Below are 16,130 nucleotides of genomic sequence, written 5' to 3' on the forward strand. Positions count from 1 at the left end.
TGCCGGTGATCGTACGACCGGACCGCGCGCGGGCTACCGAGGGGGCACGCGGGGTGCGCGTACCCCCTCGGGTCGCTCAGTGGGTGCGGACCGCGACGGCCGTGTACGGCGTGGTCGGGGTCGGTGGCGTGGTGAAGCGGGCGTTGGGCAGGTAGAGCCGGCCGAGCGCCTTGGCGACGGTCGTGGGGACGTCGAAGTTTCCGTCGGTGATGGTGCCGGTGAGCGTTCCGGCGGTGCCGGCGTGGTTGAGCGTGACCACCGCGATCTGGTTGAGGCGGTTCTGCACGACGTAGAGGGTGCGGCCGAGCAGCAGCAGCCCGTCACCGTTGGTGAAGGTGTGGCCGGGCACGTCCACGACGGTGCTCACGCCGGTCGCCGGGTCGACCCGGTACAGCGTGCCGGTGGTCGACTGGACGACGATCAACGCCTTGCCGTCCGGTGTGGTCGTGATGCCGTTGAGGTTCACGCCGGTGCCGACCTGCTCGTACGCGCCGGTCAGCGCGATGGTGGTGAAGCCGTCGGCGGGCGGCAGCGCGCCACCGCGGCCGAGCGGCAGCCGGTAGAGCACCGGGCGGTTGGAGTCGGTGAAGTACGCGGCGTGGCGGGTCAGGACGACGTCGTTGACGAACGTCGGGGCGGTGGCGAACTGGTAGCGGGCCAGCACGTCGCCGGTGCGGGTGTCGAGCACGCGGGCGTCTCCGCCCGTGCCGCCGGAGACGAACAGCCGCCCGCGCGGGTCGACCTTGAGGCCGAGCGACGGGGTGCCGGTGGGCGCGCCGATCGTCGTGCCCCGGCCGGTGATCAGGTCGACGCGCTGGATGGCGCCCGTCGCGCGGGAGCCGAAGTAGGCGTACCGGCCTGCGGTGGCGATGCCTTCGGGCTGGAATCCGTCGGGTAGGGCGAGGACAGCGGGTGGCCGGACTCCGGGATGCGCCTGCGCGGGCGTGACGGCGACCGAGGTCAGGAGGGCGGCGGTCAGGGCGCCGCCGAGCGCGGCCCTGAGGGGTCGGTTCACTGTGCTCCTTCCGGGCGGCGAGGCGGCACGAGCCGACACATCCGCCACGATCACTGGGGCCAGGACCTTCCCCACTCTACGACCGGCGCGAGCTGCCCGCCCGGTGTCACCGGCGGCGGTCTTCTCCGACCGCCGCCGGTGACTCGTCGAGTATGGACAGTCGATCCGGCCGGGACGTCAGGCGTTGCGCACCAGCCGCCACCGGTTGTCCGCGCTGCCGTTGTCGGAGTCCTGTACGGCCTGCGCACCCCAGGCGGTCGACCCGTTCAGGATCCCCAGCAGCTTGTTGCCGTTGACGTTGCGGATCTTGTAGGTCCCGTCGCCGTTGTCCACGAGGATCCACCGGTGGTCGGCGGTGCCGTTGTCCGACCATTGCAGCACCCGGGCGTTGTCGGCGGTGGACATGTTCTCCACGCCCAGCACCTTGCCGCTGTTGACGTTACGGAACCGGACCGCGTTGCCGTCGGTGACGACCACCCAGTTGTGGTCCGCGGTGCCGCTGTCGCTCCACTGCACGGCCAGACCACCGTCGGCGGTGGACATGTTCTGGATGCCGAGGACCAGCCCGGTGCCGACGTTGACCAGCCGGTGACTGCCGCCGGTGCTGCCGCCGCTGGTGCTCCAGTACACGGTGTAGTTGTAGCCGTGGGCGTCCTGGAACGGCGCGAGGGGCACCGTGGAGCCGTTCGCGCTGGCGGTGAACGCGAGCGAGGTGGTGCTGGTGCGGGTGATCGAGGAGGCGGTGAGTGCCGGCAGGGTGCTGAGGGCGGTGTTGCCGTAGTTGCCGGCCAGCACCGACGGGCCGTACGTGACCGCGGCGACGTTGGCGTTGTCGTTGGCGGCCCGCATGACGACCTGCATCGGCAGGCGCACGCTGATGGTGTCGCCGGCGGCCCAGGTGCGGGTGACCGTGGCGTAGCTGCCCGGTGTGGTGGCGACGTTCTGCACCGTGCCGTTGACGGCGATCGTGGCGCCGTTGGTCCAGGACGGGATTCGTACCCGGATGCTCCACGAGCCGCTCATCGACCCGGACAGGGTCAGGGTGCTGGTGTCACTGACCGGGTAGCTGGTGCTCTGGGTGACCGTGATGCCGCGTTGCGACCAGGTCAGCACCGACGGCGTGAACAGGTTCACGGTCAGCGTCGTGCCGTTGTAGAAGTAGATGGAGTCCATCAACCTCGTGTTGATCTCCAGGCCGGTGCCCTGGCAGCACCAGAACGAGTTGTAGTCGGTGCTCCAGGTGCCGCCGCCCCACGCCGGGCCCACGCCTCGACGCCCGCCCGGCCTGAGTGGCGTGAAGTACGTGATGTGGCCGTGGCTGTCCGCCGGGTTCTGGCCGCCGATCAGGTGGTTGATCGTCGCGCGCTCGTAGAAGTCGAAGTAGTCCGCCCGGTTCGGGTCGAGCAGCCACAGCTCCCGGGTCAGCTTGAGCATGTTGTACGTGTTGCACTGCTCGCAGGTGTCGTTGCTGAGGTACCCGGCGATCGCGTTGGGCGCCCGGAAGTGCTCCGCCTGACTGTTGCCGCCGATGACGTAGGAGTGCGCGCCGACGGTGATGTTCCACGCGTTGCTGGCGATGTCCCGGTAACGGGTGGTGCCGGTCGCCTTGAACTCCCGGGCGGCGCCCACCCACTTGGGCACCTGCGTGTTGGCGTGCAGACCGGAGAGTTGGTCCTGGTTGCCCGCCAGGGGGTTGAACACGGCGGCGTGGTCGAACCGCTGGGCGGTGGCGAGCCACCGGGCGTCGCCGGTCTGCTGGTAGATGTCGGTCAACACGTCGTTCATGCCACCGAACTCGGTGCCCAGCATGGACTGCATCTGGCTGGAGCTCAACCGGGCCGTCCGGGTGTCGACCCAACCCGCCAACGCCAGTAGCACGGTGCGGGCCTGGGTGTTGCCGGTGTAGCGCCAGACGTCGAGCAGCCCGGCGAGGGTCTTGTGGATGCAGTAGTAGGGCACGTTGCCGTTGGACAACGTCCGTGCCTCGAGAGCGGTGAAGTCGGACTCCGGGAAACCGGAGAGGTAACCCGCGCCGAACCCGGCGGCCCCGTTGTTCGCCTGGCACTTCGCCAGCTCGGCCACCATGTAGTTCGCCTTGTCCCGGCAGGTGTTGTCGCCCAGCACCGCGTACGCGTACGCCCACGCGGTCAGGAAGTGGCCCTGCATGTGGGTCCGGAACGGGAAGTTCGGCGCGTCCCAGCCGCCGTTGGTGGCAGCACCGTTGGTGGACAGCCGGTGGTTGGCGCGGAAGTTGTAGAGCATGCGGTCGACGTCGACGAACCGCAGGTAGTTGAGCGTCCGCGTCTGGTTGTCCATCCAACGACCGGAGGTCAGCCGCACCTGGCCGAGGTCGAACGCGTACGCCGAGACGCCGATGTCCGACCGGGCCGGCGGGACCACGGCCGCGGCCGCGCTTCCGGCGGCGATGGTGGTGCCGGTCGCGGAGAGCACCACCGTGGCTCCGGCGGCCTGAAGGAGGTGGCGACGGCTGAGGGGCGGGGGTGGCATGGGAACCTCCGGGGACGGTCGAGGGCTACGGGGTGATCTTGAAGATGGCGTCCGGGCGGTCCGCCGCGACATTGGTGGCGGGCCCCTGGGTCGGCAGGTGGAGCCAGGCACGTCGGAGCGGACATCGAGGGTGGCGTACCGGCTGCGGCGGACTCCACGTACTCACTCAAGGTCATAGCGGTGTGTCGATGTGATCGCTAACATAGTTGTTCCTTAACATGCCCGCAACCCCCCGCGTCTTGTTGTTGGGCGCACCGACGGCGTCGGTCGGCGGGATCCGGCGCCGGCGCTCCCACCCCGACCCGGACGTGGTGGGGCGGGGATTCGGACGTGCTGCGGCCTCCGGGTCGCTGGGCGATGGTCACGAAGGTCGAGCGCTCGCCTCTCCGTTGACGCCCGCCACGTCGCTCAGTACGGTGCATCGTAAATCTTGGATGTCAACGTCGAGGCATTGTTGCTGCGCTGCGGTTACGACGTTCATCCCGTGCCCCGCAAAATCCCAGGTCAGGCGAGCCGGGGAGGTGTTGTTGATCTTCTGTTAGCGCTAACAGCGTGCACGTCGTGCAGCTTGGCCTGCCCGCAGTGCGGCCCACTTGAGCGCCGGCCCTGGGCAGCGGCAGCTCGTCGCGTCAGACATCGCGCACCGCACTCTCTGGGAGTAATCGTGAAGGTGGCAAGACGAACCACAACCCGGACCAACCGCGGATCCAGGCGCGCGGTCGCCTGGCTGGCGAGCCTGCTCTGCGTCGTCGCGCTGGTCCCGGGCACGGCCAGGGCCGACAACCCCATCGTTCAGCACATCTACACCGCTGATCCGGCTCCGTTGGTGCACAACGGTCGGGTGTATCTCTACACCGGGCATGACGAGGACGGTTCGACGTACTTCACCATGCGGGAGTGGCGGGTGTGGTCGTCCGCGGACATGGTGAACTGGACCGATCACGGGTCACCGATGAGTTTGGCGACGTTTGCCTGGGCGGACGCGAACGCGTGGGCCGGTCAGGTCATCGCGCGTAACGGCAAGTTCTACTGGTACGTGCCGGTGCGTCAGCGTTCGAATGGGCAGATGGTCATCGGTGTCGGGGTGGCGGACAGTCCGACCGGCCCGTTCCGGGATGCGATCGGTCGGCCGTTGGTGGGCAATGGTGAGATCGATCCGACGGTCTTCGTCGATGACGATGGGCAGGCGTACCTGTACTGGGGTAATCCCGGCCTGTGGTACGTGAGGTTGAACGCGGACATGATCTCGTTCTCGGGGAGTGCGGCGCGGATTCCGTTAACCACGGCGGGTTTTGGTACTCGCACCGGGAACGCGAGCCGGCCGACCCTGTATGAGGAGGGGCCGTGGGTGTTCAAGCGCAACGGGTTGTATTACAACGTGTTCGCGGCGGAGTGTTGTTCGGAGTTCATCGCGTACTCGACGGCTCCTGGCCCGACGGGTCCGTGGACGTACCGGGGGACGATCATGCCGCGGCAGGGCAGTAGTTTCACCAACCACGCGGGCGTGATCGACTTCAACGGTGGGTCGTATTTCTTCTACCACAACGGAGCGTTGCCCGGTGGCGGTGGTTACACCCGGTCGGTCGCGGTGGAGAAGTTCACCTACAACGCCAACGGCACGCTCCCGACGATCAGCATGAGCACCACGGGAGCGCCGCAGGTCGGCACGTTGAATCCGTACGTGCGGCAGGAGGCCGAGACGATCGCGTGGGGCTCCGGTATCGAGACGGAGGTGTCCAGCGAGGGCGGTATGAACGTCGGGTGGATCGAGAACGGCGACTACCTCAAGGTCAAGGGCGTCGCGTTCGGCGCGGGGGCGACCTCGTTCACCGCCCGGGTCGCCTCGGCGACCAGCGGCGGCCGCATCGAGGTACGCCTCGACAGCGCCAGCGGCCCGGTGGTGGGCACCTGCACCGTGGGCGGCACCGGCGGCTGGCAAACCTGGACCACCACCACCTGCGCGGTCAGCGCGGCCACCGGCACCCACGACCTGTACCTCCGCTTCGCCGGCGGCAGCGGCACCCTACTCAACATCAACTGGTGGCAGTTCAACGGCAGCACCGGCGGTGGCGGCACCGTGCTCACCAACGGCGACGTGGAGAACGGCACGACGGGCTGGGGTGTGCACGGCAGCGGGACGCTCGCCAGGAACACCGCCACCGCGCACGGGGGCAGCGGGTCGCTGTCGATCACCGGCCGGACCGCGGCGTGGAACGGCCCCAGCCAGGACGTGACCTCGAAGCTCACCAACGGCAGGAGCTACACGACCAGCGTCTGGGTACGGGCGCAGAGCGGCACACCGTCGGCGAAGGCGACCCTCGCACTGACCGCCAACGGCACGACGAACTACCTGCAGTTGACCCCCGCGGCAGGAGTGAGCGCTAACGGCTGGACCCTGCTGACCGGCACGGCGACCGTGTCGTGGAGCGGCACGCTGTCCAGTGCCAGCTTCTACGTCGAGACGGCGGCAGGCACCGACGGCCTCCTCGTCGACGACGCCTCGTTCCAGTGATGCGCGGTGCCGGAGCCGTGCTCCCACGGCTCCGGCACCCGGCGCTCTGAACTGTCGGCACGACAAGAGCGACTCGCCGTCGACGCAGCTCGTTACGTCTTGACGAACGGCATGTTATCGCTCACAGTCGATGGGTGAGGGCGGCCGCACCTGTGGCTCACCGGGCGAGCCTGCTGGTCGCACCTCGGAGCACGACGTCCGCCCAGGGCATGCCGGACGTCGTGGAACGCCTTCCATTGCTGACGCCGTGACGGCTACCGGGCTCTCGCTCGTCATGGTCTCGCCAGTTTGGGACGAATCCGAACCGCCACAGAGAAGGAATCCGCATGAATCACAAGAGAGCCCTGCGAGCGGCGGTGACCATCGCAGTCACCGGCGCACTCGCCGCCGGCATGACGATGACGCTGACCACCGGAGCCAGCGCCGGCACGACCCTCAGAGCGTCGGCGGCCGAGAAGGGCCGCTATTTCGGGGCTGCCGTCGCGACGGGCAAGTTGTCCACCAGCGCCTACACGACGATTTTGAACCGCGAGTTCAACAGTGTCGTGCCTGAGAACGAGATGAAGTGGGACGCCACCGAGCCGCAGCAGGGTCGGTTCAGCTATACCGGTGGTGATCGTCTGGTCAGTCATGCGCAGGCCAATGGCATGAGTGTGCGGGGTCATGCGTTGTTGTGGCACGCGCAGCAGCCGGGTTGGGCGCAGGGGATGTCGGGTACTGCGTTGCGTAACGCGGCGATCAACCATGTCACGCAGGTGGCTACCCATTTTCGGGGCAAGATCTATGCCTGGGATGTGGTGAACGAGGCGTTCGCTGACGGTGGTAGTGGTGGGCGTCGTGACTCGAATCTGCAGCGCACCGGTAATGACTGGATCGAGGCGGCGTTCCGGGCGGCGCGGGCGGCGGATCCGGGTGCGAAGTTGTGTTACAACGACTACAACACCGACGGGATCAACGCGAAGTCGACGGGCATTTACAACATGGTGCGGGACTTCCGGTCTCGTGGGGTGCCGATCGACTGTGTGGGTTTCCAGTCGCATCTGGGCACGTCGTTGGCCGGTGACTACCAGGCCAATCTGCAGCGTTTCGCCGATCTCGGTGTGGATGTGCAGATCACCGAGCTGGACGTGATGAGCGGCGGTAACCAGGCCAACATCTTCGGCTCGGTCACCCGCGCGTGCATGAACGTCTCGCGGTGCACCGGCATCACCACGTGGGGTGTACGGGACTGCGACTCCTGGCGTGGGTCGGACAATGCCCTGCTGTTCGACTGCAACGGCAACAAGAAGGCGGCGTACACGAGCGTCCTGAACGCCCTCAACGCCGGCCCCGGCATCACCCCGTCGCCGACGACCCCCGGGCCGACGACGCCTGGCCCCACCACCCCGCCGCCCACCACCCCGCCGCCCACGACGCCGCCGCCCACGACGCCTCCGCCGGGCCCGGACGGTTGCACGGCGTCGGTGTCACTGAACTCGTGGACCGGTGGTTTCGTGGCCAGCGTGAAGGTCACCGCCGGCTCGGCCGGCACGAACGGGTGGAACGTCAGCGTCACGCTTCCCGGTGGCGCGAGTGTCACCAACACCTGGAGTGCGACGGCGAGTGGCTCCACCGGCACGGTGCGGTTCACCAACGTGGACTACAACGGCCGACTGGGTGCCGGCCAGGTCACCGAGTTCGGCTTCCAGGGCAACGGCAGTGCTTCCGGCCTGACGCCCACCTGCACCGCCTCCTGACCGCGCGATGACCGACTGATCCGCCCCTGTCCGCCGGCGCCCAGGACCGCTCGTGGTCCTGGGCGTCGGCCGACCCGGTGTCGCGACCGGGTGTTTCGATCAGGAGTACGGAAGCCGTAGCACCGACTGGTTGCCGATGCCCACGGTGCTGGGGTTGTTGCCGATCGCCGACCAGATCTCGACCCGGACCGTGCCGTTGCTCAGCGAGCCCAACGTGCCGGTGGCCGAGGCAAGGCCGGCGCTCTGGGTGTAGTGCTCATAACCGGGGACCGGGTCGGTGGCGAAGTAGCGCAGCGTCTCCACCCGTTCCCAACTGCCGTTTCCGGTGAGGTCGTAGGAGATCCGCACCTGCACACCGTTGCCGACCGCTGTCCCCGCGTCCACGAACAGGTCGAACGTGGTCTGCCCGCCGGAGTAGGCGAGGTTGAGGCCGGTCGCCGTGAAGACCTGCGCGTTGGTGGGCGTACCGTCGTGGTTTCCGTTGGCCGCCGCGACCGTCGTCGTGGCCGCGCTACCGGCGCCGCCCAACCCACCCCCGGGCAGCAGGTACCGCGTCGGACCGCCCGAGGTCGGCGGCGGGGTCGTCGGCGGCGGGGTTGTCGGCGGGGCGGTCGTGGGTGGGGTGGTCGTCGGTGGGGGAGTCGTGGGCGTCGGCCCCGGGGTCACACCGCCGGCCGCGTTGCCACCGCTCCAGGTGTACGCCCCGGTGGTGGCCGTCCTGCCGGCCCCCACGCTGAGGTTGGTGCCGTTGGAGAACGTCACCGTGATCGGCGACGCGGTCGGATTCGACGCCACGTAGGTGCGCGCCCCGTTGCGCGAGAACACGGCCGACAGCGGGTGGTTGCCGGTCACCGTCGTGTCGACGGTGCCCAGGGCCGCGAGGTTGCGGATCCAGTGGAAGGTGTGCGCCCGGCTCTCTCCCTCTTCCGGGGTGTAGCCGGGGTTGGCGCGGAGGTTCGCCAGCGCCGCGTCGGGGTCGCCGAGGGCCTGGAACTGCCAGAGGATGTCCTGCCACACCGTCGGTGGCCCGCCGTTGTTGCGAACCAGTTCGGCGTAGTTGGTCCGCACGTACGCCGGGTTGTTGCCCAGGTAGAGGTGGCCGCCGGTGACCGGCAGCAGGTTGATGCCCTGGATCATCTCCGGCTCGCCGCTGAACCAGGTGGCGTACGCGCCGCCGTCACCCCAGACCATGCCGACCGTCGAGTGCCCGAACGCTGCGGGGAAGTTCTGGTCGCTGACGTCGAACCAGTACTCCTGGATGGCTGCGGCCTGGGTGGTGTAGAGGAAGACGCCCGCGTCGCGGACGGCGGTGTTACCCGTCGCCTGCCCCCACTGGATCAGGGCGCTCGCGAAGTTCATGCCCTCCGACGAGGACTCCTGGTTGTTGCCGGAGCCGAAGGAGCCGTGCCCGGAGGCCCAGTCGTGGCCCGCGTAGATGTCGAAGTCGCGCAGGTACGGGAAGCGGGTGTCGTCGCGGCGGTAGTTGTTGGCGTCCCGGATCAGCAGGTCGACCATGCCGCCGTAACGGCTGCTGGTCGCCCAGGTCGGGTCGAACTTCGCCAGGGTCGCGGCGGCGGCGATGTAGTAGCCGTAGTGGAAATGGTGGTCGTTGAGTTCCTGGTCGGAGCCGTACGACGCCGGGTAGCCGATCAGCGTGCCCCAGTTGTTGTCGTAGTAGAAGACCCTGCTGGTCTTGCCACTGGACGCGGTGAACCAGTCGGTGAGCGTGGTGCGGATCGCGCTCAGCGCGCTGTCGCGCGTCGCGGTGTCGTTGACCAGGTCGGCGATCTCGGCGATGCGGGCGGCCCGACCGAGCCCCTTGCCGGTCCAGTAGGTGTCGTTGCCGCGCTGGTCCATCGGGTTCGCGCGGACGGCGGCCAGTTGGCCGGTGAGCGTGGCCAGGTCGCTGCCGCTGCCGTCGCCGACGGCCGGCAACTCCGGCAGGACGCCCTGGAACTTCATGGCGGTGCGGAACTGGTTGACCCCGGTGAGCACCTTCATCCGGCCCCGTGCCGACGGGTAGGTCGGGGTGATCGCGGTGGACCCGCTCAGCGACTTCCACTGGTGCGGGTAGAGGCTGACCACGGTCTGCGTGGCGGTGCCCTCCCGGGCGGTCGTGGTGAACGCGTACGTGGTGGTCAGGCCGCTGGTCGCCGGGTTGTAGGCGTACGACACCTGGGTGCCGGTCACGTGGGCGTGCGCGTACCGGCCGTAGGTGGCGGCCAGGTCGGCGCGCTCCGCCGTGCTGGACGTCGGCGGCAGGAGGGCGACGGAGAAGTAGCCGCGGCCGGCCAGGGTGGACGAGATCCGGCCGGAGGCCACGGTCCAGCTGGCACCGCTGGGCGCGAACCCGACGTAGTCGTGGCCGTTGACCCGGAAACCGATGGTGGCGCCGCTGTTGGACCAGACGTCGGGGGTGCCGGCGGTGCTGATCTGCGCGTTCCCGCCGGTGGCCTGGAAGTACGCGAAGGGCAGGCCGTGGCCGATGGTGGCGCGTAGCGTGCGCGTGCCGTCGCTCCAGTGCGGGCTGACCGTCCAGTCCGTCCAGCCGTCGACCTTGACCAGGGGTGCGCCGAGCCCGGCCACGCCGACCCGGATGTCCTGCACGTACGGGTAGTGGAACTCCCCGACGCCGGTCGCGGTGCCGCTGATGGCGGGCGTGGAGTTGGCGGAGAAGCCGAGGCCGTCGGTGAACGTGTCGTACGAGATCGGGTGGGCGTGCAGGGGCTCGCTGAAGGCGCAGTCGGTGCGCTTCCACAGCAGCGAGGACCACCAGTCGTTGGTGGGTATCGGCCCGGCCGGCGCGTTGGCGGTGGCGAACTGCCGGGGGTTGCTGGACATCGCGCCGCATCCGCTCGGGAGCGGCCCGACGGGGGTGGTGGTGTAGCTGCCGGCGCCGACGGGCGCGGCCTCGGCGGCGCGGGTGACGGGGATCGCGAGGCCGCCGACGACCAGGGCCAGAGCGGTGGCGGCGGCCAGGGCCCAGCGGCGGTGGGGGACGGGAGGTTTCATGGTGCCTCCATCGCGCGCCGGGGTGCGGCCCTAGCCGGGTCCGACGCGTTGCGTCTGAATTGGGGGCGAAGGTCAGGCGAGAGAGCGCTCTCACAGTCACGGTAATGGAGTACTGAGATCCCCGTCAATGTGTCCTACCCGTTGCGTGCTGATGTCGCTATGTGCCGGCGCCCGCGCTCGTCGCGATGACCGACCCGTCGGAGCCGTCGAGGTCGCTCAGGAGCGCCTCGGGCGCGCGCATCCGCCACGCGTCGGTCACCAGTTCGCTCAGGCGCTCGACGTCGACCGCCGCCAGGCGTAGCAGCACCAGGGGCAGGCCGTCGTAGCCGGGCGCGGTGAAGAACAGATCGGGCTCGCCGAGCAGGAGAGCCTGCTTCTCGGCCTCGTCGCCGACGAACAGCACCGCGACGTCGAGTCGGATCACCCGAGGCTTGCCCGGGACGCGTTCCGGATAGGACCAGACGAAGCCCTTGTCGGCCACCCGGAAGTCGAAGCCGTCACTGGCGATCTCCGCCGTGTGCGGCAGGGCCAGCGCCACACGGCGTACGTCGTCCGCGTCAGCCACTGAGCCCCCTCGCACCGCACACCACCCGCATGCGTCGAGATTACGCGGTGGACAGGTCGACGGCCGTGGCGCCGACGATGGACTCCTCGCCGTTCTCCTGCACATAGCCGACGACCGTGGCACTGCCCGGATCGAGATCCGGCGGCACCGCCAGCTCCACCCGTCCCCGCCCGGTGTTCAGGCTCATCGACGTGAAGGCGCGTACGACGTTGTCCTGCCGCAGCGTCCGCCCGGCGTTCTCGCCTCGGGCGACCTCGCTGACCAGCCCGCGTTCCACCACCGCCACGTTCAACACCGTGCGCCCCGGCGGCTGCCCGGCCTGGTAGTCCACCACCACCCGGTGCCCGCCGTCGGCATCGGAGACGGAGAGCGCGAGAGGCGTGGTCGTGGCCGACGTCAGGGCCGACTCGATCGCACCCGCTGCCCGTCGGCGATCGGATCCGACGAACTCGACGGTGCCGTTGACGACCATCTGCGGTGTGTACAGGCGTCCGGTGCCGAAGGCGCGGGCGTACGCCTCCTGCCGTGCGGTGTACGCCGCGTCCGCGAACCGGTCGGGCCAGCCCAGGTCGTCCCAGTAGTCGACGTGGAAGCCGAGGGCGAAGACGGGCCGCCCCCGCTCCCGGGCGTCGTGCTCGATCTCGGCCAGCACCTCCTCGGCGGGCGGGCAGCTCGAACAGCCCTGGGAGGTGAACATCTCCACGACGGCGATGCCGCCGTCCGTCGACCGGTCTGTCATGTGGCGCGTCTCCTCCCACGAACCGGCCGGGCGGTGCTGCTACCGGCCGGGCGCCGCTGCGTTTCCCGCTATGGCCGAGACAATGCGCGTGCTGTCGCCCTCCGGGCCGGCCTCGACGTGGGCGGTGGCGGGGTTGGTGGTTGGATGGCCTGGTGGAGTTCACCGTGACAGACGTGCCAGAGCGGGAGCGATTCGAGGCGCGCGACGAGGCGGGTGTGGTCGCCGGGGTCGTCACCTACCAGCTGACCGGCACCATCATCGCCTACACCCACACCGAGGTCGATCCGGCGTTCGAGGGCAGAGGCGTCGGGTCGACGCTGGCCCGCGCGGTGATGGACGACGCCCGGGCCAGGAAGCGGACCGTGGTGCCCATCTGCCCATTCCTCGCCAAGTGGCTGGTCAAGCACCCGGAGTACGAGGGAATCGTGATCCGCTCGACTCGCAAGGTCAAGTAGGGCCCGAACGGGCGGGAGCTACCGTGCCGAGGTGATCCACCCCAGATCGCCGACGTTGGGGTATCCGGGCCGGTTGACGCCCCAACATCGCCGATGTGGTGTCGATCATGTCGGTGTCCGGCCTACCGAGCAGCGCGTTTCGATGAGGAGACACGAACGATGACAGCCGCCACCTTCCGCGCCCTGCACCACGGCCGCGCCGCCGGCGACCCGCTGGTCCTGCCGGGGCCCTGGGACGCCGCCAGCGCCCGGGCGCTCGCCGACGCCGGGTTCCCGGCACTCGCGACGCCGAGTGCCGGGATCGCCGCCTCACTCGGTTACGAGGACGGCTCGACCCCGCCCGACGAGATGTTCGCCGCGGTGACGCGGATCGTGCGAGCTGTCTCCGTCCCCGTGTCCGCTGACGTCGAGAGCGGTTACGGCCTCGCCCCCAGCGAGCTGGTCGGGCGGCTGCTGGAGGCGGGCGTCGTCGGCTGCAACCTGGAGGACTCGGAGGGTCACGGGACGCTCAAGGACCCGCAGCGGCACGCGGACTGGCTGGCCGAGGTGCGGGCGGAGGCGGGCGACGCTCTCTTCATCAACGCGCGCGTCGACACGTTCCTTCTCGGCACGGGTGACCCGGCCGATGCCGTGCATCGAGCCCGCCTGTACGTGGCTGCCGGCGCCGACTGCGTCTACCCCCTGCTGGCGCCGATCGAGGTGCTCCCGGCGCTGCGGGAGGGCATCGTCGGCCCACTCAACATGGCCGCCGGGCCGAGCAGGGAATCGGTGGCCGAGCTGGGACGGCAGGGCGCGACCCGCATCACCTTCGGCCCGGGGATGCAGCGGTACGCGACGAAGGCGATCGGCGATCTCGCGGCGGCGCTCCGGGCCTGACGCGGGCCCCGCGAGGCCGGTGGTCAGGCGTCGGCGCGGGCGGCGAGGGCGTCCACCAGTCGGCGGGTCGAGCCGGCCAGGTTCCACCGACCGGCAAGCTCCAGCAGCCGGTCCGGGTCGACCGGGGCGGTGGGCAGGGCGGTGGGCAGCTGCGGCAGCGGCACGTCCAGGGCGACCCGGACCACCGTCGGCGCGACGCCCAGGTAGTCGCGGGCTGCGGCGAGCTTGGTGCGCAGCCCCGGTGCGAAGGACGAGTCGGAGTCGTCGAGTGCGGCCAGGATGCCGGCGACGCTGCCGTACCGGTCGATGAGCCGGGCGGCGGTCTTCTCGCCGACGCCCGCCACCCCGGGCAGCCCGTCGCTGGGGTCACCGCGCAGGGCGGCGAAGTCGGCGTACCGGTCGGCCGGCACGCCGTAGCGGGCCCGCACCGCGGCGTCGTCGCAGTCGTCGAGCTTGGCGACGCCGCGCCCGACGTAGAGCAGCCGGACCGGCCGGGCGTCGTCGATGAGCTGGAACAGGTCCCGGTCACCGGAGACCACCTCGACCGGGCCCGGCTGGGTCACCGAGAGCGTGCCGAGCACGTCGTCGGCTTCGTAACCGGTCGCGCCGACAGTGGTGATGCCGACCGCGGCAAGCACCTCCAGGATCATCGGCACCTGCGGGGAGAGCGTGTCCGGAACGACTTCGCCACCCTGCGGGGCAACCCGGTGCGCCTTGTACGACGGCAGCAGGTCGACCCGCCACGCGGGACGCCAGTCGTAGTCCAGGGCGCAGACCATCCGGTCGGCGCCGCGTCCGCGAATGAGGGTGGCCAGCATGTCGAGGAAGCCGCGTACCGCGTTGACCGGGGTGCCGTCCTCGGCTCGGGCGGCGGACTCCGGAATGCCGAAGTAGGCCCGGAAGTAGAGGCTGGCGGAATCGATCAGCAGGATCGGGGGTCGGTGTGCCACGCCGGACAGCCTGGCACAAGCCTCCGACGATCAGGGGTATGCCCGGCCGTCGGCGGTGTCAGCGCTGCTCGTCGCGCCGGTAGACCGTGTCCCGCCGAACCAGGTGCTGCACGACGTAACTGGTCACCAGCAGCAGGATCGCGACCAGCACCTCGACCCAGGCCGCGACTCCGTCGGCCACGGTGACGCCGATGATCAGCAGGACCAGACCGACGAGTGCGAGGACCCCGGCCCACAGTTGGCGGCGACGGCGTGTCGCCCCCCGATCGTTCGCTGCCACGTCGGACCTCCCGGTCGGGGAGCCCGCGCGGGCCCCCGATCCAGGCTATGACCCCCGGTGCCGCCCGACCAGGAAACCGCCGTGCGGGCGGTGCCCCGCACGGCGCAGACCGCCGGGGTGGCGTTCCTTCCCGGCCGAGGGCGGCCGGTCCGGGGGGCGGGGGTCACCGACTTCCCACGGTGACCGGTGGCGCGACGGGGCGCGTCGGGTCGTCCCGGTCGTGGTCGGTGAGGTCGCGCAGGCGCCGGACGGGGGAGAGCAGCAGCACCAGCGGCGCGCACACCAGGGTCGCCGCGAAGACGAACAGCGTGGCTCGGGCGCCGAGCGGGCCGGCCAGCGCGCCGGCGACCAGCCCGCCGACGGGAATCGCGCCCCAGGAGACGAACCGCACGGTGGCCATCACCCGGGAGAGCAGGTCGGGTGGGCTGGCGATCTGTCGGTAGGTCCGGGTCGTCACGCTGAGCACCACCGTCCCGAGGGAGAAGATGATGCTGCCGGCGGCGAAGGCGGCGTACGCCAGCCAACCGGTGCCCCAGGGGATCAGGAACGCGCCGACGACCGTGGTGAAGCCGGCGGCGATCAGTGCGCGGGCGGTGCCGATCCGGGTGGTGATCCACGTGGTGAGCGCCGCCCCGACCAACGCGCCGACCCCCTCGACGGCGACGAGCAGCCCGACCAGACCGGCCGGGGCGTGCAGCTCGCGGACCAGGTAGAGCGGGAAGAGCGCGTACTGGGCGCCGCAGACGAAGTTCATCGCCGTCGCGGCCCACATGCTCGGTCTCATCACCGGGTGGTGCACGACGAAGCGCCAGCCTTCGCGAATCAGCTCGCCGACCGGTGGCCAGCGCTCCGGCACGTCGACTCGGCTGGCGGGCAGTGTGCGCAGCAGTGCCGCCGAGACGAGGTAGCTGGCCGAGTCGATGAGCAGGGTGGGCACCGCGCCGAGGGCCTGCACGGCGAGCCCGCCGAGGGAGGGGCCGCTGAGCTGGGCGGCGGCGTGGGTGGCCGAGGTGAGGCTGTTGCGCGACTGCAGCTGCTCGCGGTCCACGATCCTGGGCAGGAAGGTCGAGTTGGCCACGTCGAAGAGCACGTTGGCGAAGCTGACCACGAGTGCGGTGAGCACCAGGTGGGCGACGGTGAGGTGGCCCCACCACCAGGCCAGCGGAATGGACGCGACGGCGACCGCGCGGGCCAGGTCGGCACCCACCTGGGCGCCGCGCAGCGGCAGGCGCTGCACGATGACACCGGCGGGCAGCCCGATCACGATCCAGGCGACGTAGCTGGCCGCGGCGATCAGGCCCATCTGGAACGCGGACGCGTCGAGGACGGTGAGCGCGGTCAGCGGCAGGGCCACCGAGCCGACCGCCGACCCGACCAGGCTGGCCGTGCCGGCGGTCCACCAGCGCCAGAACACTCCGGCTCGGTCTTCGACGCGCATGTCGTCGGCCCCCGTTCGTCGAACTAGTGAGTTCCAATCTGGAA

At 70.1% G+C, this 16,130-nt stretch carries 12 protein-coding genes; 4 read left to right on the forward strand and 8 right to left on the reverse strand.

What is annotated here, in order from left to right:
• Window positions 1-76 precede the first annotated feature (76 nt).
• Together JOD64_RS31080 and JOD64_RS31085 are read right to left on the reverse strand one after the other, a co-directional pair.
• Window positions 77-1,015 (reverse strand): SMP-30/gluconolactonase/LRE family protein, encoded by a 939-nt coding sequence (locus JOD64_RS31080; RefSeq protein WP_204945535.1) that lies wholly within the window; start codon window positions 1,013-1,015, stop codon window positions 77-79.
• 177 nt (window positions 1,016-1,192) lie between these two features.
• Complete coding sequence (locus tag JOD64_RS31085; protein ID WP_204945536.1) at window positions 1,193-3,523, reverse strand: beta-L-arabinofuranosidase domain-containing protein; 2,331 nt, start codon at window positions 3,521-3,523, stop codon at window positions 1,193-1,195.
• A gap of 664 nt (window positions 3,524-4,187) precedes the next feature.
• On the opposite strand from JOD64_RS31085, the gene JOD64_RS31090 reads away from it, so the two are divergent.
• Both JOD64_RS31090 and JOD64_RS31095 read left to right on the forward strand, forming a co-directional pair.
• Complete coding sequence (locus JOD64_RS31090; protein ID WP_372434218.1) at window positions 4,188-6,035, forward strand: family 43 glycosylhydrolase; 1,848 nt, start codon at window positions 4,188-4,190, stop codon at window positions 6,033-6,035.
• A gap of 326 nt (window positions 6,036-6,361) precedes the next feature.
• Window positions 6,362-7,771: an endo-1,4-beta-xylanase gene (locus JOD64_RS31095; RefSeq protein WP_204945537.1), complete on the forward strand. Its 1,410-nt coding sequence runs from the start codon at window positions 6,362-6,364 to the stop codon at window positions 7,769-7,771.
• A gap of 99 nt (window positions 7,772-7,870) precedes the next feature.
• Here JOD64_RS31095 and JOD64_RS31100 read toward each other — a convergent pair whose 3' ends face one another.
• The 3 genes from JOD64_RS31100 to JOD64_RS31110 form a co-directional block, all read right to left on the reverse strand.
• A complete protein-coding gene (locus tag JOD64_RS31100) occupies window positions 7,871-10,783 on the reverse strand; it encodes a glycosyl hydrolase (protein ID WP_204945538.1) in 2,913 nt (970 codons plus the stop codon).
• Window positions 10,784-10,940: 157 nt separating this feature from the next.
• Window positions 10,941-11,348, reverse strand: a complete 408-nt coding sequence (locus JOD64_RS31105) for an MmcQ/YjbR family DNA-binding protein (RefSeq protein ID WP_204945539.1) — start codon at window positions 11,346-11,348, stop codon at window positions 10,941-10,943.
• A 40-nt stretch (window positions 11,349-11,388) separates the two neighbouring features.
• A complete protein-coding gene (locus JOD64_RS31110; RefSeq protein ID WP_204945540.1) occupies window positions 11,389-12,087 on the reverse strand; it encodes a DUF1223 domain-containing protein in 699 nt (232 codons plus the stop codon).
• A gap of 164 nt (window positions 12,088-12,251) precedes the next feature.
• On the opposite strand from JOD64_RS31110, the gene JOD64_RS31115 reads away from it, so the two are divergent.
• Both JOD64_RS31115 and JOD64_RS31120 read left to right on the forward strand, forming a co-directional pair.
• On the forward strand, window positions 12,252-12,542 hold the full coding sequence (locus tag JOD64_RS31115; protein WP_307813842.1) for a GNAT family N-acetyltransferase: 291 nt from the start codon (window positions 12,252-12,254) through the stop codon (window positions 12,540-12,542).
• A gap of 159 nt (window positions 12,543-12,701) precedes the next feature.
• Window positions 12,702-13,418, forward strand: a complete 717-nt coding sequence (locus JOD64_RS31120; RefSeq protein WP_204945542.1) for an isocitrate lyase/PEP mutase family protein — start codon at window positions 12,702-12,704, stop codon at window positions 13,416-13,418.
• A gap of 23 nt (window positions 13,419-13,441) precedes the next feature.
• Here the strand turns inward: JOD64_RS31120 and JOD64_RS31125 are convergent, their stop codons facing one another.
• The 3 genes from JOD64_RS31125 to JOD64_RS31135 form a co-directional block, all read right to left on the reverse strand.
• A complete protein-coding gene (locus JOD64_RS31125) occupies window positions 13,442-14,368 on the reverse strand; it encodes a 5'-3' exonuclease (protein WP_204945543.1) in 927 nt (308 codons plus the stop codon).
• 58 nt (window positions 14,369-14,426) lie between these two features.
• Complete coding sequence (locus JOD64_RS31130) at window positions 14,427-14,648, reverse strand: hypothetical protein (protein ID WP_204945544.1); 222 nt, start codon at window positions 14,646-14,648, stop codon at window positions 14,427-14,429.
• Window positions 14,649-14,811: 163 nt separating this feature from the next.
• On the reverse strand, window positions 14,812-16,086 hold the full coding sequence (locus JOD64_RS31135) for an MFS transporter (protein WP_204945545.1): 1,275 nt from the start codon (window positions 16,084-16,086) through the stop codon (window positions 14,812-14,814).
• Window positions 16,087-16,130: the final 44 nt, after the last annotated feature.

It is taken from the genome of Micromonospora luteifusca (genome assembly GCF_016907275.1).
In the GTDB taxonomy this organism is placed as follows: Bacteria; Actinomycetota; Actinomycetes; order Mycobacteriales; family Micromonosporaceae; genus Micromonospora; species Micromonospora luteifusca.